The following is an 18,931-nucleotide window of genomic DNA, read 5'->3' as shown; positions in this document are numbered from 1 at the left end:
TGCTTAGATGGCATTGATCGCCCGATCCGCCAAGGGGTGTCGGGAAACCCCGCCTGCTCTATTAATTAGTCAATGGTCGAATTGTTGTTGACTTCATTTCGACATTTAGCTAACTATCTTCGCATGAGCAGTGTATTCAAAGCCCTTGCCGACCCGACACGGCGCCGCGTCCTCGAACTCTTGCGCGAGGAACCCATGAGCGCCGGGGAAATCTCGGCCGAGTTCGATGTATCAAAGCCGACCATGTCCGCGCACTTTGCGGTCCTGAAGGAAGCCGGGCTGGTCGACGCGACCAAGCAGGGCAAGCAAGTCATCTACCGCATTCGCCTCAGCGTCCTGGAAGACGCTCTGTTCGGCTTCGCACAAGCCTTCGGTATTGGAGCCCCAAGCCCAGACAACAAGGAGAACACGCCATGAGCCTTGACCGTCCGCAAATCGTTACGCCCCTGATCATGACCGGCCTTGTTGTTGCTTTCGGGGCCACCAGTGCGTGGCTCAATCCCGACGCGGCCTGGCTGTTCCTGGCTGTCGCCGCCGGCTTCCCGATTGTCTGGCTGCTCATCGAGCGCCTGAAATTCCACGGCGCCGCCAGCGAGGAGGCGATGGAGGAGCTGACCCAAATCCGCAACGCCATCACATCGGCCGGTCTGATGTTGGCCATCCCCCTGGCCATGACCGCAGCCTACACATCGCAATTCGTTCAGATGAATGATGATTTCGAACAGCGGACCATGGGCGTAGTGTTCGGTCTGGTCTTCGCCGCCTACGGAAACCTTGTCCCCAAAAGTGGCGTGTCGCTCAATTCGACCAAGTGTGACCGCGCATCGGAACAGGCTTTCAACCGCTTTGCCGGCCGCATGTTCATGATCACCGCGATCCTCTACGCCGCCATCTGGGCCTTCGCTCCGCTCGACTGGACTCTTTTCGCAGGCATGGCCGTGCTGGTGTCAGGTGTTGGACTGGTCATGTTGCGCCGGGTGCTATCACACCTGTCCCGTTAATCCGCAAAGCTCACCCGCACAGGTTCGCGCCGCCCCTCGCCCTGCATGGCGGTGCGGACCAGGGAGTTGAAGCGGAAATTCGTCATCATGACCTGGTCGTCGAGCACGTCGGCGAGCAGGTCATTGTCCACGGTAAAACCGCTTTCGTCCTGCGGGGCCTCGGTGATGAAATAGATCCAGGCAAACTCGCCATCGATCTCCGCGCCGACATAGTTAAGCTCGTACAGGAGCCCTGTCGGGTCTCCCAAGCGGAAATTGGCAAGGGTATAATCGCGGACGGCTTCAAGCCCTGCCGCCTCGGCGAGCACATCTTCGGCATCGCCATCATCACGCCCGATTGCGACCATGAGATCATCGGCGAAAATGCGGTGGACGACTTCCATCTCACCGGTGCGCGGATTGAGGCTGACCTCGGTGGCACCGGCGTGGACCTTGTGCGCGAAGGCCGGGGCCGTCATGACGACCACCCCGGCGATCAATGCGCCCATAATGCTGGCTTTCAGACTCTTCATTGTCCTATTCCGGCCTGTCCTGGATGTCGTCGCGGGTCACGCGGCGATCCATGTCGTCCATCATGTTCGAACTGCTCGATGAGGAGCGGTACATCTCCAGCCGGGTCGGCTCGATACGGGGCGGATAATAGTTGTCCGTCCGGTCCGCATCCGCCGTTTCCCAAAGCGGATCGAGTTCGACGGACACCACCTCACGCTGGGTGCGATAGACCCAGGTCGTATTGACCGGGTTATAGCGCCAGATCTCGGCTGGTATGCGGACCAGGTCTGTTTCGCCATTGGCAAAGGTGAACTCGAGAATGACCGGCATCACCACGCCACCCTGGTTGGACAGATCGACATAGTAGAATCGATCGCCACGATCGATGATCTCCTCCTCGTACTCTTCCAGCCCGTCACGGAAACGCTCATAGGCTTCGCGCTGACGATTGGTCACCGCGTGGCGATCGGTACGGGAGTAGAATTCGATCACTTCCGGATTGCTCTCGGCATAGGTGGACAGACCGTCCTCGCGATTGCGCACCTCGGTCAGGCTTTCCGCGCGATCGGCCTCGATCTGGGCCGCGAGGGCGTTCTCGATTTCCGGATTCTCCGTGTTGAGCGTGCCCTCGATGACCCGGTCGATGGAGATGTCGACATGATCGGTCGAATAGAACCAGCCGCGCCAGAACCAGTCGAGATCAACGCCGGACACTTCTTCCATCGTGCGGAAGAAATCATACGGGGTCGGCCGCCGGAACCGCCAGCGCCGGGCATAGGTCTGGAACGCCTCATCGAACAATTCACGGCCGAGAACCGTTTCGCGCAGGATGACGAGAGCGATGGTCGGCTTGGAATAGGCGTTGGGGCCGAATTGCAGGATCGAATCCGACTGCGTCATGATCGGCATCTGATCGCGAGACACCATGTAGGACGTAATCGTGTGCGGGTCACCGCGACGCACCGGGAAGTCTTCCTCCCACAGACGCTCGGCTTCAAATTGGAGGAAGGAATTCACCCCTTCATCCATCCAGGTCCACTGGCGCTCATCGGTATTCACGACCATTGGAAAATAGATGTGCCCGATCTCATGAATGATGACCCCAATCAGACCGCGCTTGGCGCCCAGCGAATAGGACAGATTGCCATCATCATCCTCAACCGGTCGGCCATAAGTGCCGCCATTGAAGGTGATCATCGGGTATTCCATGCCGCCCTGTGGCCCGGCGATCGATTGTGCAACCGGATAGGGATAGGGAAAGGCGAAGGAGTTGTAGACCTCGAGCGTATGTTCGACAGCCCGCGTCGAGAAAGACGACCAGAGTGGTTCGCTTTCATTGGGGTAGAAGGACATGGCCATCACGAGATCGGGCGCCTCGCCCTCCCCGTCCTGTTCCACGCCGACCGCATCCCAGATGAATTTGCGCGAGCCGGCCCAGGCATAGTCGCGAACATTCTCGGCGGAAAACTCCCAGGTCGCTTCCGAACGCGTGCCGCGGCGCTCATTGGCGCGGGCTTCCGACGGGGTGACGATGAAAACCGGTTCGTCCGCCGTGCGCGCCTCTTCCAGGCGCTGGCGCTGGGACTGGGTCAACACCTCTTCCGGATTCTGCAGCACGCCCGTGGCGGAGACGATAAAGTCCTGCGGCACGGTGATGGAGACGTTGTAGTCGCCGAATTCCAGGCCGAACTCGCCGCGGCCAAGGAAGGCCTTGTTGTGCCAGCCTTCATAGTCGGAGAAGACCGCAGCGCGCGGGAACCATTGCGCGATCTGGTAGATGCAATCACCGCCGGTATCGCTGGTTTCCTCGAAACACTCCCAGCCGGCACGACCGCCAACCACCTGGGTTTCGATCAGGCGGTAATTCCATTCAATGGTGAAGGTGACGCTGTCACCGGTTTCAAGAGTGTCATCGAGATCAATGCGCATCAGCGTGTCGACAATGGTGTGATCCATGTCCGCGCCATCGGCATCAGTCACGGCGGTGATATTGAAACCATAGCCGTCATTTTCCAGCCGGTCCCGACGCCGCACCGAATAGGCCGACACGCCTTCCGGCATGGATCCGCCAACGCGTGAGGCAGCACGCCCGCCCCCGCCAACGGTTTCCGTCATTACTGCAATGGAATCATCGCGGAAGCGGTTCTGGTCGAGCAGGTACCAGAGGAAATCAAGCTCATCCGGGGCGTTGTTGGTATAGGTGACCGTCGCGGAACCGGTCAGCACCTTGGTACGTTCATTGAGGTGGATATCGATGTCGTAATCGACATCCTGCTGCCAGTAGTCCGGCCCAGGCGCGCCGGTTGCCCGGCGTTCGCGGTTCGGTGTCGGCCAGTCCTCATCCTCGAGCTGTCGGAATGCGTCGCGCCAGTCATTGGTGGTCTGACGAATCGGCTGGGCCGCCGCGACGTTGAGGGTCGCAACGGCCGCAGCCAGTGCAATAACGGTAAGTTTGCGCATGGATCCCCTTTGGTGCCGCCGAAGCGGACTTTTGTTCCAGGGATTGTGTAACGCCTACTTTTCCTAGGGTCACCCCTCACCGTCGGTTACAGATCCGTCATCTGACGGTTCAGGATCGCGGCGCGATGTTTCCGCCGGCTCATCATTGCGGTCATCACGCCCATCGGGGTGCTTGCCAAAGGAGAGGAGCCAGGACCCGATACCGATCGCCAGGACCACGAGACCGATCAGCAATCCCAGACCCGGTGCGAAGCCGAGCACATAGACCGCGACCAGCACGACCAGAAGCGAGGCAGCCCGCAGGGCCAGACCCAGTCCGGCATTGGGGTAGCTGCGATTGAAGATCAGATCGCCAATCGCGAAACCGCCAATCGCCATGAAGCCGATATAGATGAAGGGCAGCATGACCAGCAGGAGGATCGCCAGCGGAATGCCGATCACCGTGGCCCACAGCAACACGATCACCACCATGATGATGATGAACACCATCGGGATGCCGATCGCGCCGAGGAAGAATGCCGAGACCGGACGACGGCGGAAAGCCGAGGTCATCCCGCGCAGGCCATTGGGCGACATCAGCGCGATCAGGAAACCGATCACGAAGGCGGTCGCGAGGAAAGCTGCCGGAATATTCTCACCCACGCCGATGGCAAAATTCAGCGGGCCATCAAAGTCGAAATCAACATCGAACTCGTCGATATTCTCGCGTTCGAAATTGTAGTCTCGCTGGGTGTAATCAAGCACAGACACACTGGAACCGTCTTCAATAACCGGTTCAGTCGGGCCTTCGATTTGTAGCGTCCCGGTCACTACGGAACCGGAAGCCACACGAACCTGTTCGGCCAGAATCTCGACATCACCGTCAAAACGGCCGGAAAGGATAACCTCTTCGGCCTCGATCTCGACGCGGTCGCGGGCAATGCCCTGGAACTCGATATGGCCGCCGATGATCTCGACCGTTCCGGTATATTCGCTTTCCGGGGCAAGCAGGACATGTCCGCCGGCCAGGTGGCTTTCCCCACCGACCGAGCCGCGAATATCAACCGAACCGCCCGCCGCATTGAGGTCGCCGACAATCGCGCCGGTGACGGTCACATCGCCGGCAGCGACATTGACGTCATTGCCCACATCGGCGGACAAGTGAATGTCGCCGGCTGCGGCATCGACTTCACCGGCAACCGTGCCGGCCAGCGAAAGCTCGCCGCCAAAGAATTGCACATCACCAGAGACAATGGCGTCGATCTGAGCCTCACCGGCCATGCCGAATACATCGCCCTCGACGGTGCCGGAGACATGCATCTCCCCACCAAGGAAAATGACATCGTCCCGGCTGCCATCGACGACGACATCGCCGCCGATGATCTGCGCCTGGGCGCCGCCGGTGAGAATAGCCAAGGCCAGCCCCCCGGCCATAATCAGCTTTTTGAAATCCATGATTTTACTCCCTGCGCCCCCCGGCGGTCAGGTTCCTTAATTGTGGATATTTTCTAGTCCAGTATGTCGTCGCAATCGCGGTCATCGCGATATTCAAAAGTCACGCGGCTGGCGTTCATACTCGCCGGGATTATCGGCTCGCTTTCAGCCCAGATACGAAGTTCTCCGCCCAGGCGCGCGCCTGGTTCGAAGATCACGGTGCGCGCACAGATATCGCCACCGGATTCGAGATTTGCGGAAATTTCGATCAGGCCATGCTCCGGATCATCCATCCGGCGACGCTTGATCTCTTCCGCTGCGACCAGTTTGACCGGGCCTGCAATGCGACCCTCGACCAGCATTTCGTCAGCCTGGGCAATAACCTCGTCTGCAAAATCCGCGTCGAGATGCATGCTCGCTGCAGCCATTGCCGCTTCGCCGGCGATATCGCCCCGAACCGTTAGCTCACCCGCTGCGATGGAAAAATCGCTGCCGGCGGAACCCAACCAGGTCACATCACCGCCCGCGATCGACACTTCGCCGTCCACGGCACCGTTGAAATCGACATCACCCGCCGCAATCGAGACATCGCCACCAACCTCGAGCTCATCGGCATCGACATCGCCACTGATCAGGCTGAGATCGCCACCGATACGACCCCGCAAATTGATGTCGCCACCGATACGGCTGTAATCGCCATTCCGGTCAACAACCTGATATCCTTCGGCATAAGTGTGAGCCGTCCAGCTCTTGCCATCACCATCATCGCCGACCACTACGACGCAGCCTGATGTAGCCAGAGACGCTGTTACCGCGCCGGCCAGAAGCCATGCCTTGCGCATGTCTGAAACTCCCGTATCGGTCCCGTCAAAACCAGTAGCGACGAGGACATTGACGCTCCCCAGCGTTCCTGCGGACCATACATTATCGAAAAACGATATCAAGCGATTTTTTGTTTATCGATAAATTATTCTTGTTTTACGAGAAATCGCAGGCGGGTACAGCGCCTTGTGAACAGTATCAACCCTTCCCTCCCCGCGCGGGCGCGGTAATATCGTTGTCACAAGAACAACGCGCCAATCGAATCGGCGTGAGTGGGAGGACATATATGGCTGAGCAAACAGCCGCCGATCCGGCTCCGGAGATCAATCCGGAACCGGCCGGCCTCGCGGAAACCATTTATTCCGGCGCCAATTTCAATGAAGGCCGGATCCGCAAATCCGTCTTTCAGGCTTTGCTGCAATCCAAGGGCCGGTATGGCGGCAAGAAGATCGCAGCCATCGACGCCGACGGGCGCGAGCTGAGCTATGATGACCTGGTCAAGGCCTCCTTCGCCCTTGGCCATGCGCTCAAGGCGGGCACCGAGCCCGGCGAGGCCGTCGCCATCCTGCTGCCAACCGGCGTTGGGGCGATCATTTCCTTCTTCGCCATTTCGGCCTATGGCCGCGTTCCGGCGATGCTCAACTTCACGGCGGGTGACCGGGCCCTGAAATCGGCCTGCAAGGCCAGCAAATGTAAGCGGATCGTCACCGCACGTCGCTTCATCGAGCTGGGTGAGCTGCACGATCTGGAAGCCGAATTGGCCCGCGACCACGAGATGATTTATCTCGAGGACGTGCGCGAGAACCTGTCCACCATGGACAAGGTCGCCGCTGCCGTCGGCATGGTGGCGCCGTGGGCGGTCCGGGCCTGGCCCTCGCCCGACGACGCGGCCGTCTACCTGTTCACCTCCGGCACCGAGGGAGAGCCCAAAGGCGTCGTCCTCAGCCATGCCAATCTCCTGGCCAATGTCGAGCAGGTCCGCGACCATATCCAGCTCTACCCCGATGATGTCGTCTTCAACCCGATGCCGACCTTCCACTGTTTCGGCCTGACCGGCGGGGTTCTGCTGCCGCTCAATCTGGGCATACCGGCCGTCTGTCACCCGACACCGCTGCAGGCCAAGACCATCGTCAAACGGGTTGCCGAAACTGGTTCGACCATTCTCTTCGCCACCGATACCTTCATCAATCAGTACGCCCGGGCGGCCGACCAGGAAGACCTCAAATCCCTGCGCATGGCGGTTTGCGGTGCCGAGCGGGTCAAGGACGAGACCCGGACGGCGCTCAAGCGCAATTTCAGCCTGGAAATCGTCGAAGGTTATGGTCTGACCGAGGCCGCGCCCGTGCTTTCTGTCAACCAGCCGGAAAACAACAAGCCGGGCACGGTTGGCCAGCTCCTGCCGGGCTGCCAGGCCAAGCTGATCAGCGTCAACGGCATCGATGAAGGCGGCCAGCTGCATATCCGCGGGCCCAACATCATGAAGGGCTATATCCGCCCGTCCGCGCCGCTGGTGCTCGAAGAGCCCAATGAGGGCTGGCATGATACAGGTGATATCGTCACCATCGACAAGGACGGCTTCCTGCGCATCCGCGGACGCGTCAAGCGCTTCGCCAAGCTGGGCGGAGAGATGGTGTCGCTCGCCGTGGTGGAGAATTGCGCCACCTCGCTCTGGCCGGACAGCATGCATGCCGCCGCAGCCCTGCCGGACAAGCGCAAGGGTGAACAGATTATCCTGCTGACCACGCAAAAGGATGCCGACCGGGCAAGCCTGGTCTCCTTCGCCAAGAATCACGGTGTCACCGAGCTGGCCATTCCGAAGAAGATCATCGTCGTCGACGAGGTTCCCGTTCTGGGCACCGGCAAAACCGACTATGGGCGTGTCCAGCGCACGGCCGAGGAAGCCATGGCTACTCCGGCTGCGCCAGCCGAGCCGGAACCGGCTCAGTAAGGCGACACAGGTCGAAGACAAAAGGGCCCGGCGGTGATCCGCCGGGCCCTTTTTCTTGTCTTGCGTTGACGATCTAGAGATCGATGCGGTCACATTCCCGGCCATCCAGAGCTTCGAAGACCGCGCCGGCGGGAAGATTGGCCGGTTCCGCGTCGGCGACGAAGACAAAATCGCCCGCGAATTCAGCGCTGCGCTCAACCTCAATCTCCGTTGCACAGAACGCGCCGCCGCCCATGAAGCGGCCCGAAAGCACGAGGCTGCCATTCTCGGTATCGCCCTGACCGATCATTTTGACCGGACCACGAACTTCGCCTTTCAGCTCCACATTGTGACCATAGATTTCAAGCTCGCCCTCGATCAGCCCGTCCAGTTCGATCTTGGCGCCGGCCATGGAGACATTGTTGTGGAAGATAGCATCGATATCGATTGAGGCACCGGCCAGCTCGGCATCGCCATCAACCTCACCAGTAAAGCGCAACCGCGCCGCGGCGGCCTCGAGATCGCCGCCGACCTTGGCATCAGAGCGGACGCTGGCGCCGGCCATCGAAAGGTCGCGGCCGACCTCGCCATTGACCCGGACCAGCATGCCGGCGAATTCGGCATCCCCCGCAATATCGACATTGCGCGACGCGACAAGCCCCGCCCCTTCGATGGAGCGGTCATCTCCCGAACCATGGTGGGAATAGGTACAGCCGGTCACGGCCAGGGCGGTCATGGTGACCAAAATCAGCTTGTGCATTCTTCGCTCCCAATGCGCCTGATGCGCGTATCTCGAGCCTATGATGCACATGAACGGGGAATCGGATGCAGGGAACGTCCCGCCAGAATTCCCCCCTTTGCGAGAAGGGTTATTCCACGCCTCCGGGCAGGCTTACATGTGGATGACCTTGCCATAGGCGTCCAGCACGCTCTCATGCATCATTTCCGACAGCGTGGGGTGCGGGAAAACGGTGTGCATCAGGTCTTCCTCGGTGGTTTCCAGCTGGCGGGCGACCACATAGCCCTGGATCATTTCGGTCACTTCGGCGCCGACCATGTGGGCGCCGAGCAGCTCGCCGGTCTTGGCGTCGAACACGGTTTTCACCAGGCCCTGGTCTTCACCCAGAGCGATCGCCTTGCCATTGCCGACAAAGGAGAAACGCCCAACCTTGACGTCATAGCCCGCCTCTTTGGCCTTGGCCTCGGTCAGGCCGACCGAGGCGACCTGCGGATGGCAATAGGTGCAGCCGGGGATATTGCCGGTCTCGAACGGATGGACATTTTCGCCCGCGATCTTCTCGACGCAGACCACGCCCTCATGGCTCGCCTTGTGCGCCAGCCAGGGCGGCCCGGCCACATCTCCAATGGCGTAGACGCCCGGCACATTGGTGCGGCCGAAACCGTCATTGATAATATGGCCGCGATCGGTCTTCACGCCGAGCGCTTCCAGCCCGAGACCCTCCGTATTGCCCTGGATGCCGATGGCCAGGATGACCTTCTCCACCTCGACAATCTCGACTTTACCCTTGGCATTCTTGACGTGGACCTTCACGCTCTTGGCGCCCTTCTCCAGCTTTTCGACCTGGGCCGAGGTCATCAGCTTCATGCCCTGCTTGGTGAAGGATTTGGCGGCGAATTTGGAAATCTCGGCATCCTCGACCGGAAGCACACGATCCATCATTTCAACGACCGTGACCTCAGCGCCCATGGTCTTGTAGAAGCTGGCGAACTCGATGCCGATGGCACCGGAGCCAATGACCAGGAGCGATTTCGGCATCGTCTCCGGGGTCATCGCTTCCTTGTAGGTCCAGACCTTGTCGCCATCCGGCTCCAGACCCGCAGCCGGCACCGTGCGCGCCCGGGCGCCGGTGGCGATAATGACATGCTTGGCCTTGTAGCGGTCCTTGCCGACCAGCACGTCCGGCGTGCCCGCCGTCTTCGCCAGCTTGGCTTCGCCATCGATGACAGTGACCTTGTTCTTCTTCAGCAGCATGGCCACGCCACCGGACAGCCGCCCGGCAACACCGCGCGAACGCTTGACCACCGCCTCGATGTCAAAGCTGACATTCTCCGCGGACAGGCCGAAATCCTTGGCATTGTGCATGAGGTGATAGACCTCGGAGGTGCGCAGCAATGCCTTGGTCGGGATACAGCCCCAGTTCAAGCAGATGCCACCGAGATGCTCGCGCTCCACCAAAGCGGTTTTGAGGCCGAGCTGGGCCGCACGGATCGCCGCAACATAGCCGCCCGGGCCGCCGCCAATGATGATCACGTCAAAGCTGGTATCCGCCATGCCGGAGCCTTTCTTTACATGCGTAATATAACGCTAACCTAGCTGGCTCGATAGCAGTGACGCGACGTCTGATCAATGGCGTTGCCCGCGAAGACCGGGAATCCGGTTTGCCGATCAGGACATTCGATGGATCGCCTCCTGGCCCAGACAAGAATTTCGCCCGCATAGGCCCAATGCACAGGCGAGGCTTCGATTGTATTTGGCCTCTGTAGAGGACGCGCCTAGGGTGACGGCAAAGAAGCCCCGGGAGGCCCAGATGACACGTACGCTCGACCATGTTCGCACGCCGGATGACCGTTTCGCGGACCTGCCCGACTGGCCCTATCAGCCCCATTATATCGACGATCTGCCGGGCTATGAGGGTCTGCGCCTGCATTATGTCGATGACGGCCCGAAGACCGGTGCACCGGTGTTTCTGTGCCTGCATGGCGAACCCAGCTGGGCCTTTCTCTATCGCAAGATGATCCCGGTCTTCCTAGAGGCCGGGGCCCGGGTGGTCGCGCCGGATTTCTTTGGCTTTGGCCGCTCCGACAAACCGGTTGCCGATGCCGACTACACCTTCCATTTCCATCGCAACATGCTCAAGGCCTTCCTCGAACGCATGGATCTCAGAGATGTCTGCCTTGTCTGCCAGGACTGGGGCGGGCTGCTGGGGCTGACCCTGCCGATGGATTATCCCAACCGCTTCACCCGGCTTCTGGTTATGAATACCTCCATCGGTGTCGGCCGCCCGGCCGGGGACGGCTTCAATGCCTGGCGCGATTACGTTGCCAATACGCCCGACTTCAATGTCGGCGGGCTGATGAAACGCTCCACTCCGATCATCACCGAGGCCGAGGTCGCGGCCTATGATGCGCCCTTCCCCGGTCCTGAATTCAAGGCCGGCGTGCGCCGCTTTCCGGCCCTCGTTCAAACGGACCCGGCAATGGAAGGCGTGGATACCGGGCTCGCCGCCGTCAAGCTCTGGAAAGAGGACTGGCAGGGCGACAGCTTCATGGCCATCGGCATGCAGGACCCGGTGCTGGGCCCGCCCGCCATGCACGGCCTGCGCCAGCTGATCCGCAATTGCCCCGCGCCCATGGAAGTCGCCGAGGGCGGGCATTTCGTGCAGGAATGGGGTGAGGATATCGCCAGGGCGGCGTTGAAATCCTTCGGTCTCTAGGCGCGAGAGCGTCCCCGCCGCCTAGAGGTCCTCGATCACCTGGGTCAGATCGCTGTCGGGATTGTCACCGGTATTGGTGACACCACTCTTTTCCATCAACAGGAGGTCGACGACCTCGGTCTGGGCCACCGGGCGATGGCGGACCCCCTTGGGGATGACGCACATCTCGCCCGGGCCGAGCACAACCGTGTCCTGCCCCTCGATCTCGATGTGCAGGACCCCCTTGGTGACGAGGAAGAGCTCATCTTCCTCATCATGCTTGTGCCAGTCGAAACAGCCCGACGCCTTGGCCAGCTTGATATCGTAATCATCCACGGTCGCGATGCGCTTGGGCGACCAGGGCGCGTCAAACTGGGAATGCTTTTCCACCAGGGAAATCGTCTTGACGGTCATGTCATCCTCCGGGCGCACAGCATAGCGCAGGTTTTCCAGGCGTGGACAAGCGGGCCCGTCCGATCACATCAGCATCGTCACCGGATCTTCGACAAAGCCCTTGAAGGCCTGCAGCCAGCGCGCACCGGTGGCGCCATCGACGACCCGGTGATCGCAGGTCAGCGTGACGCTCATGACGGTGGCGATGGCCAGGGCGTCATCCTTGACGACCGGGCGCTTTTCCCCTGCCCCGACAGACAGGATCATGCCCTGCGGCGGGTTGATGATGGAGGAGAAACTCTTCACCCCGAACATTCCCAGATTGGAGATCGAGAAGGATCCGCCCTGGAATTCTTCCGGCTTCAGCTTTCGGGCCCGCGCTCGAGCTGCCAAATCCTTCATATTACGAGAGATCTGCACCAACCCCTTGCTCCCGGTGGCGCGTACGATGGGCGTAATCAGACCGCCATCAATGGCCACCGCGACAGAGACATCGGCCGTCTTGTGGCGCGCAATCCGGCCATCGCCGACCCAGGACGCATTGGCTTCGGGCACTTTGCGCAGGGCCATTCCGGACGCTTTGATGAGGATATCATTGACGGAAATCTTGTCGCCATCGGCCGCGGCCTTGGCATTGACCTCCCTGCGGAAGGCCATCAGGGCGTCGATTTCCAGATCCATGTTGAGCGGGAAATGCGGGATATCGCGGAAGCTTTCGGTCAGGCGGCGGGCCGAGACCTTGGTCACATTGTCTGCGTCACGCAGGCCATAAGTCCCGGTTTTGATGCCGAATTTCGCCAGCGGCTCTTCCGAGCTCGCAGTATCCGCCGGCGCAGCTGCCGGTGCACTCGCGGCCGGTGCGGCAGCGGGTTGCGGGGCTGCTGGTGCGGGCGTTGCGGCGGGTTTGGGGGCGGGTTTGGGGGCGGCCAACGCGGCTTCGACGTCTCGCTTGATCACACGGCCACGCGGGCCGGAGCCTTCCAGGGCTGACAGATCCAGCTGGTTATCAGCGGCGATCCGGCGGGCCAGCGGTGAGGATAGCACCCGGTTTGCGCTGGGTTTCGGCGCGGCTTGCGCGAGCTTTGCGTCGGCTTTTTGTGCCGGCGCGGCGGGCTTTTCGCTGGACGCCGGTGCAGATGGCGCGGCCTTGGCGTCTGTTGTGGGTGACGGCGCATCCATGGCTGACGCATCCTCGCCATCTTCGAGCAGAAGCGCGATCAGTTCGTTCACTTTCACGCCTTCCGTACCCTCAGCGACGAGGATCTTGCCGACCTTGCCTTCATCGACGGCCTCGACTTCCATCGTCGCCTTGTCGGTCTCGATCTCGGCTATCACGTCACCGCTCTCAACGGTGTCGCCTTCCTTGATATTCCACTTGGCGAGCGTGCCCTCTTCCATGGTCGGAGACAGGGCGGGCATCAGGATTTCGATTGGCATGGTTCGTCCCCTTGGATCGGTCAGGCGTTACCGCCCAGCTCCGGATTGATCTGTTGGATATTCTTTTCCCAGTTGGCGCCGTCAAATTCTTCAAAGCGCAGCTGGAGATCGGCATCGGCATCGAGGCAGCGCAGATTGACCGACCAGCTGTCAGGATGCGAGCGCGGCACGTAGAAGGCCTTCACCCCGCATTTGGAACAGAAGGTGTGCTTGGCCGTATGGCTGCCGAATGTATAGGTCGTCAGGCTTTCCGCCCCGCGCTCAATGGCGAAGTCGGGCTTTGGAACAATGAGATGGATAAAGCCGGTCTTGGCGCAGATCGAGCAATTGCATGACAGGGCCACGACGGAATCGGGCAGGTTCACCTTGAAAGCAACCTCACCACAATGACACTCGCCATGGCGCCAGGATTTTTGCGGGGAGTTGGTCATGCGGCATCACCGTAAATTGGGCGGAATGTTGGCTCGTTTTCCGCGACTATATGGACGCATTCTTGTAACGTTAGGATGACCCAATGCCGGGCATTAACGCCTAGCTCCCGGAACAGCATTTCATTGGACAAAAACCCTGTAACGACTGGGGAATTTCGGACCTCGAACATATCCCCCGGTGCTGCCGCGATTAATTGCTCCTGATATTGCTCATCCTCTACGACGCAATGCCAAACAGGCTGCGCGATCAGCTCGCAGGCAAATTCCTCACCCAGTCTTGGATTTCTCCGAACCAATTTCACTGATAGTTCGCCAAGCTCTAACTTGCTGGAGACAAAATCATACTCTCCAACAGGAATGGACGGGCACCATTTGCTTAATACCGATTTCGAGAAATCGTACACACCCTACTCCGCGTAACAAACGGCCTTCGCCGCCGCCACGATATCCTCCGTGCCCGGCAGAGACAGTTTTTCCAGATTGCCGGCATAGGGCAGCGGCACGTCTTCCTGGTGCACGCGGGCGGGCGGGGCGTCGAGATAGTCGAAGGCCTCGGCAGTAACGACGGCGGCGATTTCCGCGCCGACGCCCATACGGCCCCAGCCCTCTTCGGCGGTGACGAGACGATTGGTCTTCATCACCGACTGCACCACGGTATCCGTGTCGAGCGGGCGCAGGGTGCGCAGGTCGATGACCTCGGCGGAAATGCCTTCCTGGCTGAGAATTTCGGCGGCTTCCAGGGCAAAGCCGACCATGCGCGAATGCGCGGTGATGGTCACATCCGTGCCCTCGCGGCGGATCTTGGCCTTGCCGATGGGCAGGACATAATCATCCATTTCCGGCACGTCGAAGCTTTCGCCATAGACCAGCTCGTGCTCGAGGAAGACGACCGGGTTGGGATCGCGGATCGCGGCCTTCAGCAGGCCCTTGGCATCGGCCGCATCCCACGGCGCGATGACCTTCAGGCCGGGCACATTGGCATACCAGGCGGAATAGTCCTGGGAGTGCTGGGCGCCGACCCGGCTCGCCGCCGAGTTGGGGCCGCGGAAGACGATCGGGCAACCCATCTGGCCGCCGGACATGTAGAGCGTCTTGGCGGCGGAGTTGATGATGTGGTCGATCGCCTGCATGGCGAAGTTGAAGGTCATGAACTCGACGATCGGCTTGAGACCGTTGAAGGCCGCACCGACGCCGAGACCGGCAAAGCCGTGCTCGGTGATCGGCGTGTCAACGACCCGCTTGGGACCGAACTCCTGCAGCAACCCGCGGGTGACCTTGTAGGCGCCCTGGTATTCGGCGACTTCCTCACCCATGACGAAAACGGTGTCGTCGCGGCGCATTTCCTCGGCCATGGCGTCACGCAAGGCGTCACGCACCGTGGTCTCGACCATGTTTGTGCCGGCCGGTACATCCGGATCGGACAGCGAGGCGACATTGGCGGCCATCATGGCCGGGCGTTCGTCGATGGCCGGGGTCGCACCCCCTTCGCCCCCTGCGGGGGAAGACGGCGCCGCGTCCTGTCCTTCCCCGTTCACGGGGGAGGTGTCAGCGGAGCTGACGGAGGGGGTAAGTGCCGCGTCCGAAGCATCCTCGCCCTCTTCGGCCAGGATGGCGATGACGGCATTGACCTTCACGCCTTCCGTGCCTTCGGCGACGAGCAGTTTGGCGACAGTGCCCTCTTCGACGGCTTCGACTTCCATCGTCGCCTTATCGGTCTCGATCTCGGCGATGACATCGCCGCTCTCGACGCTGTCACCTTCCTTGATATTCCACTTGGCAAGCGTGCCCTCTTCCATGGTCGGAGAGAGCGCGGGCATCAGGATTTCAATCGACATTTCTTCAGTCCTGCAGGATTAGCCGTTCGCGGCTTCGGGCTGGTAACGCAACGCGTGTTCACGCATGCGGGTCGCAAATTCGATAAGGGTGTTGAGCGGGCGCATCATCACTTCGATCCGGCACATCTTGCCGTTCTCATCGAGGGTAATGCGGTCAATCGCACTGAGGCCCTTGCCGTCTACCGTGCCGGTGAACTCGAGAATGATCTCATTCTCCTTGATCCACTCATCGCGATACTCAAACCCTTCCACGACGGTGATCACCCCCATCAGGATGTGCAGGAGATAGTCCTTGTCCGCCGTCGGCTTCCAGACCACCGGCGAGCGCAATTCACAGCCCTCGGCAATGATGGAGGAGAGCAGTTCGCGATCGCGATGCTTCACGGCCTTGTGCCAGTCGGCGAGGAATTCCTTGGCCAGAGCGCTCATGATCTACGCCTCCACCAGCACGTCGGTGTAAAGCTCGCTCGGATCGGGCTCCGGGCTTTCCTTGGCGAACTCGGCGGAGGCGTTGACGATCGCCTTGACCTCTTTGTCGATCGCCTTGAGGTCCTCTTCAGTCGACCAGCCCTTGTCGATGATCTTGGCTTTGACCATGTCGATCGGATCGTGATGCGTGCGCATTTCATCGACCTCGTCGCGGGTGCGGTATTTCGCCGGGTCGGACATGGAGTGACCGCGATAGCGATAGGTCTTCATCTCGAGGATATAGGGACCCTTGCCGGAACGGGCATGCTTGGCCGCCTTTTCGGCTGCCTTGCGCACTGCTTCCACATCCATGCCGTCAACTTCCTCGCCCGGAATACCGAAGGAAATGCCGCGCTTGTAGAGATGGGTTTCCGAGGAGGCGCGCTTGACTGCCGTGCCCATAGCGTACTGGTTGTTCTCGATCACGAAAACGACCGGCAGGTCCCAGAGCTTGGCCATGTTGAAGCTCTCATAGACCTGGCCCTGATTGGCCGCGCCATCGCCAAAGTAAGCGACGGAGATCTTGCCATTATCCTTGTACCAGTTGGCAAAGCCCAGACCGGTGCCGATCGAGACCTGGGCGCCGACAATGCCGTGACCGCCATAGAAGTTTTTCTCACGCGAGAACATGTGCATCGAGCCGCCCTTGCCGCGCGAATAGCCGCCTTCACGCCCCGTCAGCTCGGCCATGACGCCATTGGGGTCCATGCCGCAGGCGAGCATGTGGGCGTGGTCGCGATAGCCAGTGATAACCTGGTCACCCTCGTCCAGCGCCGCCTGGATGCCGGTGACGACGGCTTCCTGACCGATATAGAGGTGACAGAAGCCGGCGATCAGCCCCATACCGTAGAGCTGACCCGCCTTTTCCTCGAAACGCCGCATCAGCAGCATCTCGCGATAATCGGCAAGCATCTGGTCTTTAGAGGTCGATTTCGAGCTGGTACGCTTCGTGGCCATTATTTTGCTCGCGAAATTGTTTCCGCGCTCCCGGATGTTTCGCTTCGGCCATAACAGAATTGCGCCCGGCGCTGCAAGCACCCGGCGAAAGTTTTTATCGTTACACTTGAAACGATCTCATTCAGAATTCCGCGTGCGAAATTCCTGAGGCGCGGCTAGCGCTGCGCGTCCGGCTCAATCTCGACAATGAATTCACGCGGATGGGCAACGTTGAGAACGTCGCGGGCGCGCTCATCGAGATAGTCCAGATCCAGGCTGTCGGAGCGCAGACGCGCTGCGGTTTCTTCCAGGTCTTCACGCTGGGCCGTGGCCACGGCGAGCTCGGCTTCGGTTTCGCGAATCTCGGACTCGACGACGAGCCAGTTCAGCACGCCCTGCTCACCGGTCAGCGCGTGATAACCGAAATAGGCAATCGCGAGCGCGAGAAAGAAACTGGGAATGAGGCGCTTGATCGCGTCCACCGGTCCATCCTGATTGCCGGCCTTTTGGCCGTGTCGATGGACGTAGATAACGCGATCAGCATGAAGGAAGCGTTACTTCCCGGCCAGTTGGGCCTAGCAGCTCACCGCCGTGTCACCGGCATAAACACCCGTCTCCGCCAGTTCGCTTTCAATGCGCAGCAGCTGATTATACTTGGCAGTCCGGTCCGAGCGCGCCAGCGAGCCGGTTTTGATCTGGCCGCAATTGGTGGCGACCGCGAGATCGGCAATGGTTGAGTCCTCGGTCTCACCGGAACGGTGGCTCATCACCGCGCCATAGCCGGAACGCAGCGCCATGTCGACGGCGTCGAGGGTCTCCGACAGCGTACCGATCTGGTTGACCTTGACCAGGATGGCGTTGGCGGCACCGACTTCGATGCCGTGCGCGAGGCGTTCCGGATTGGTGACGAAGAGATCATCCCCGACCAGCTGGCACTGACCATCGAGACGATCGGTCAGAGCTTTCCAGCCCGCCCAGTCGTCTTCGGCCATGCCGTCCTCGATGGAGATGATCGGGTATTTTCCGACCAGCTCGGCGAGATACTGTGAGAAGCCTTCCGCGTCATAGTCGGTCTTGGCGCCTTCCAGCACATAACGACCGGCCTTGAAGAATTCGGTCGAGGCCACGTCGAGGGCCAGGGCGACTTCCTCGCCCGGCTTGTACCCGGCCTTCTCGATGGCGGCCATGACAGCGTCGAGCGCCTCTTCTGCCGTGGCGATGTTCGGGGCGAAACCGCCCTCATCGCCGACATTGGTGTTGAGACCCTTGGCCTTTAGGTCCGCCTTGAGCGCCTGGAACACTTCCGCACCGCAGCGCACAGCCTCGGAAAAGGTCGGCGACCCGACCGGCATGATCATGAATTCCTGGAAATCGATCGGATTGTCTGCATGCGCGCCGCCATTGAGGATATTCATCATCGGTGTCGGCAGGACGCGGGCATTAAGGCCGCCGATATAGCGGTAGAGCGGCATGCACTGGGCGTCAGCTGCCGCCTTGGCGATGGCCATGGAGACACCGAGCATCGCATTGGCGCCGAGGCGGGCCTTGTTAGCCGTCCCGTCGAGCTCGATCATCAGCTCGTCGATGCGGCGCTGGTCTTCCGCGTCATAACCGGCGATGGCTTCGAAAATCTCGGTCTCGACCGCTTCGATGGCCTTGGTCACACCCTTACCGCCATAGCGTTCATCACCATCGCGCATTTCCACCGCTTCGTGAGCACCGGTCGACGCGCCGGAGGGCACAGCGGCGCGGCCGAAGCTGCCATCCTCGAGCGCGACATCAACCTCAACGGTTGGGTTGCCACGGCTGTCGAGGATTTCGCGGGCGGTGATGTCGGTAATGGCGGTCATGGAAGCTCTCGTTTTGAAAAGCGCAGAAGTCT

Annotated in this window: 19 protein-coding genes; 4 read left to right on the top strand and 15 right to left on the bottom strand. The window is 60.6% G+C overall.

What is annotated here, in order from left to right; all coding sequences use genetic code 11:
- The first annotated feature begins 123 nt into the window (after nt 1–123).
- Both Q1V51_RS02480 and Q1V51_RS02475 read left to right on the top strand, forming a co-directional pair.
- Nucleotides 124–417: an autorepressor SdpR family transcription factor gene (locus tag Q1V51_RS02480; RefSeq protein ID WP_300552372.1), complete on the top strand. Its 294-nt coding sequence runs from the start codon at nt 124–126 to the stop codon at nt 415–417.
- Complete coding sequence (locus Q1V51_RS02475; RefSeq protein ID WP_300552370.1) at nt 414–1,001, top strand: hypothetical protein; 588 nt, start codon at nt 414–416, stop codon at nt 999–1,001. Before Q1V51_RS02480 ends, Q1V51_RS02475 begins: the two co-directional genes overlap by 4 nt.
- Here Q1V51_RS02475 and Q1V51_RS02470 read toward each other — a convergent pair.
- The 4 genes from Q1V51_RS02470 to Q1V51_RS02455 all read right to left on the bottom strand — a co-directional run bounded on the left by Q1V51_RS02470 (nt 998) and on the right by Q1V51_RS02455 (nt 6,208).
- Nucleotides 998–1,513, bottom strand: coding sequence for a DUF6702 family protein (locus Q1V51_RS02470; RefSeq protein ID WP_300552368.1), 516 nt, complete (start codon nt 1,511–1,513; stop codon nt 998–1,000). The genes Q1V51_RS02475 and Q1V51_RS02470 overlap by 4 nt on opposite strands.
- A gap of 4 nt (nt 1,514–1,517) precedes the next feature.
- The gene (locus Q1V51_RS02465; protein WP_300552366.1) at nt 1,518–3,953 is read right to left on the bottom strand and encodes a M1 family metallopeptidase; all 2,436 of its coding nucleotides are present in this window, start codon (nt 3,951–3,953) and stop codon (nt 1,518–1,520) included.
- Nucleotides 3,954–4,022: 69 nt separating this feature from the next.
- Nucleotides 4,023–5,387, bottom strand: coding sequence for a hypothetical protein (locus tag Q1V51_RS02460; protein ID WP_300552364.1), 1,365 nt, complete (start codon nt 5,385–5,387; stop codon nt 4,023–4,025).
- Between the two features lie 53 nt (nt 5,388–5,440).
- A complete protein-coding gene (locus tag Q1V51_RS02455) occupies nt 5,441–6,208 on the bottom strand; it encodes a hypothetical protein (RefSeq protein ID WP_300552362.1) in 768 nt (255 codons plus the stop codon).
- Between the two features lie 266 nt (nt 6,209–6,474).
- Between Q1V51_RS02455 and Q1V51_RS02450 the strand changes: the two genes are divergently transcribed.
- On the top strand, nt 6,475–8,136 hold the full coding sequence (locus Q1V51_RS02450) for an AMP-binding protein (protein ID WP_300552360.1): 1,662 nt from the start codon (nt 6,475–6,477) through the stop codon (nt 8,134–8,136).
- 73 nt (nt 8,137–8,209) lie between these two features.
- Here Q1V51_RS02450 and Q1V51_RS02445 read toward each other — a convergent pair whose 3' ends face one another.
- Entirely contained in the window at nt 8,210–8,875 is a 666-nt protein-coding gene (locus Q1V51_RS02445; protein ID WP_300552358.1) for a hypothetical protein, read from the bottom strand.
- A gap of 132 nt (nt 8,876–9,007) precedes the next feature.
- A complete protein-coding gene (gene lpdA / locus Q1V51_RS02440; protein ID WP_300552356.1) occupies nt 9,008–10,408 on the bottom strand; it encodes a dihydrolipoyl dehydrogenase in 1,401 nt (466 codons plus the stop codon).
- 256 nt (nt 10,409–10,664) lie between these two features.
- Between lpdA and Q1V51_RS02435 the strand changes: the two genes are divergently transcribed.
- Nucleotides 10,665–11,570, top strand: coding sequence for a haloalkane dehalogenase (locus tag Q1V51_RS02435; protein WP_300552354.1), 906 nt, complete (start codon nt 10,665–10,667; stop codon nt 11,568–11,570).
- A 21-nt stretch (nt 11,571–11,591) separates the two neighbouring features.
- Here the strand turns inward: Q1V51_RS02435 and Q1V51_RS02430 are convergent, their stop codons facing one another.
- From Q1V51_RS02430 to eno, 9 genes are all read right to left on the bottom strand, one after another.
- Nucleotides 11,592–11,963, bottom strand: a complete 372-nt coding sequence (locus tag Q1V51_RS02430) for a cupin domain-containing protein (RefSeq protein ID WP_300552351.1) — start codon at nt 11,961–11,963, stop codon at nt 11,592–11,594.
- A gap of 63 nt (nt 11,964–12,026) precedes the next feature.
- Nucleotides 12,027–13,379 carry a pyruvate dehydrogenase complex dihydrolipoamide acetyltransferase gene (locus Q1V51_RS02425; protein ID WP_300552348.1) on the bottom strand — a complete coding sequence of 451 codons (1,353 nt, stop codon included), beginning with the start codon at nt 13,377–13,379 and terminating at the stop codon, nt 12,027–12,029.
- 20 nt (nt 13,380–13,399) lie between these two features.
- Complete coding sequence (locus Q1V51_RS02420; RefSeq protein ID WP_300552346.1) at nt 13,400–13,810, bottom strand: GFA family protein; 411 nt, start codon at nt 13,808–13,810, stop codon at nt 13,400–13,402.
- Nucleotides 13,807–14,214: a hypothetical protein gene (locus Q1V51_RS02415; RefSeq protein ID WP_300552344.1), complete on the bottom strand. Its 408-nt coding sequence runs from the start codon at nt 14,212–14,214 to the stop codon at nt 13,807–13,809. The genes Q1V51_RS02420 and Q1V51_RS02415 overlap by 4 nt, the downstream gene beginning before the upstream one ends.
- A gap of 3 nt (nt 14,215–14,217) precedes the next feature.
- The gene (locus tag Q1V51_RS02410) at nt 14,218–15,645 is read right to left on the bottom strand and encodes a pyruvate dehydrogenase complex E1 component subunit beta (protein ID WP_300552342.1); all 1,428 of its coding nucleotides are present in this window, start codon (nt 15,643–15,645) and stop codon (nt 14,218–14,220) included.
- 18 nt (nt 15,646–15,663) lie between these two features.
- The gene (locus tag Q1V51_RS02405) at nt 15,664–16,074 is read right to left on the bottom strand and encodes a hypothetical protein (protein ID WP_300552339.1); all 411 of its coding nucleotides are present in this window, start codon (nt 16,072–16,074) and stop codon (nt 15,664–15,666) included.
- 3 nt (nt 16,075–16,077) lie between these two features.
- Nucleotides 16,078–17,070, bottom strand: a complete 993-nt coding sequence (gene pdhA, locus Q1V51_RS02400; protein WP_300552337.1) for a pyruvate dehydrogenase (acetyl-transferring) E1 component subunit alpha — start codon at nt 17,068–17,070, stop codon at nt 16,078–16,080.
- Nucleotides 17,071–17,225: 155 nt separating this feature from the next.
- Complete coding sequence (locus Q1V51_RS02395) at nt 17,226–17,531, bottom strand: septum formation initiator family protein (RefSeq protein ID WP_300552335.1); 306 nt, start codon at nt 17,529–17,531, stop codon at nt 17,226–17,228.
- Between the two features lie 93 nt (nt 17,532–17,624).
- Nucleotides 17,625–18,899, bottom strand: a complete 1,275-nt coding sequence (gene eno, locus Q1V51_RS02390) for a phosphopyruvate hydratase (protein WP_300552333.1) — start codon at nt 18,897–18,899, stop codon at nt 17,625–17,627.
- Nucleotides 18,900–18,931: the final 32 nt, after the last annotated feature.

Origin of the sequence: Maricaulis sp. (assembly GCF_030149235.1) — a bacterium.
GTDB lineage: Bacteria > Pseudomonadota > Alphaproteobacteria > Caulobacterales > Maricaulaceae > Maricaulis.
This window is presented reverse-complemented; position numbering and strand designations above follow the sequence as displayed.

Bases quoted from the DNA above. Each gene is read 5' to 3' on its own strand.
- Q1V51_RS02480 (WP_300552372.1), top strand. From the start codon at position 124: ATGAGCAGTGTATTCAAAGCCCTTGCCGACCCGACACGGCGCCGCGTC.
- Q1V51_RS02475 (WP_300552370.1), top strand. From the start codon at position 414: ATGAGCCTTGACCGTCCGCAAATCGTTACGCCCCTGATCATGACCGGC.
- Q1V51_RS02470 (WP_300552368.1), bottom strand. From the start codon at position 1,513: ATGAAGAGTCTGAAAGCCAGCATTATGGGCGCATTGATCGCCGGGGTG.
- Q1V51_RS02465 (WP_300552366.1), bottom strand. From the start codon at position 3,953: ATGCGCAAACTTACCGTTATTGCACTGGCTGCGGCCGTTGCGACCCTC.
- Q1V51_RS02460 (WP_300552364.1), bottom strand. From the start codon at position 5,387: ATGGATTTCAAAAAGCTGATTATGGCCGGGGGGCTGGCCTTGGCTATT.
- Q1V51_RS02455 (WP_300552362.1), bottom strand. From the start codon at position 6,208: ATGCGCAAGGCATGGCTTCTGGCCGGCGCGGTAACAGCGTCTCTGGCT.
- Q1V51_RS02450 (WP_300552360.1), top strand. From the start codon at position 6,475: ATGGCTGAGCAAACAGCCGCCGATCCGGCTCCGGAGATCAATCCGGAA.
- Q1V51_RS02445 (WP_300552358.1), bottom strand. From the start codon at position 8,875: ATGCACAAGCTGATTTTGGTCACCATGACCGCCCTGGCCGTGACCGGC.
- lpdA (WP_300552356.1), bottom strand. From the start codon at position 10,408: ATGGCGGATACCAGCTTTGACGTGATCATCATTGGCGGCGGCCCGGGC.
- Q1V51_RS02435 (WP_300552354.1), top strand. From the start codon at position 10,665: ATGACACGTACGCTCGACCATGTTCGCACGCCGGATGACCGTTTCGCG.
- Q1V51_RS02430 (WP_300552351.1), bottom strand. From the start codon at position 11,963: ATGACCGTCAAGACGATTTCCCTGGTGGAAAAGCATTCCCAGTTTGAC.
- Q1V51_RS02425 (WP_300552348.1), bottom strand. From the start codon at position 13,379: ATGCCAATCGAAATCCTGATGCCCGCCCTGTCTCCGACCATGGAAGAG.
- Q1V51_RS02420 (WP_300552346.1), bottom strand. From the start codon at position 13,810: ATGACCAACTCCCCGCAAAAATCCTGGCGCCATGGCGAGTGTCATTGT.
- Q1V51_RS02410 (WP_300552342.1), bottom strand. From the start codon at position 15,645: ATGTCGATTGAAATCCTGATGCCCGCGCTCTCTCCGACCATGGAAGAG.
- Q1V51_RS02405 (WP_300552339.1), bottom strand. From the start codon at position 16,074: ATGAGCGCTCTGGCCAAGGAATTCCTCGCCGACTGGCACAAGGCCGTG.
- pdhA (WP_300552337.1), bottom strand. From the start codon at position 17,070: ATGGCCACGAAGCGTACCAGCTCGAAATCGACCTCTAAAGACCAGATG.
- eno (WP_300552333.1), bottom strand. From the start codon at position 18,899: ATGACCGCCATTACCGACATCACCGCCCGCGAAATCCTCGACAGCCGT.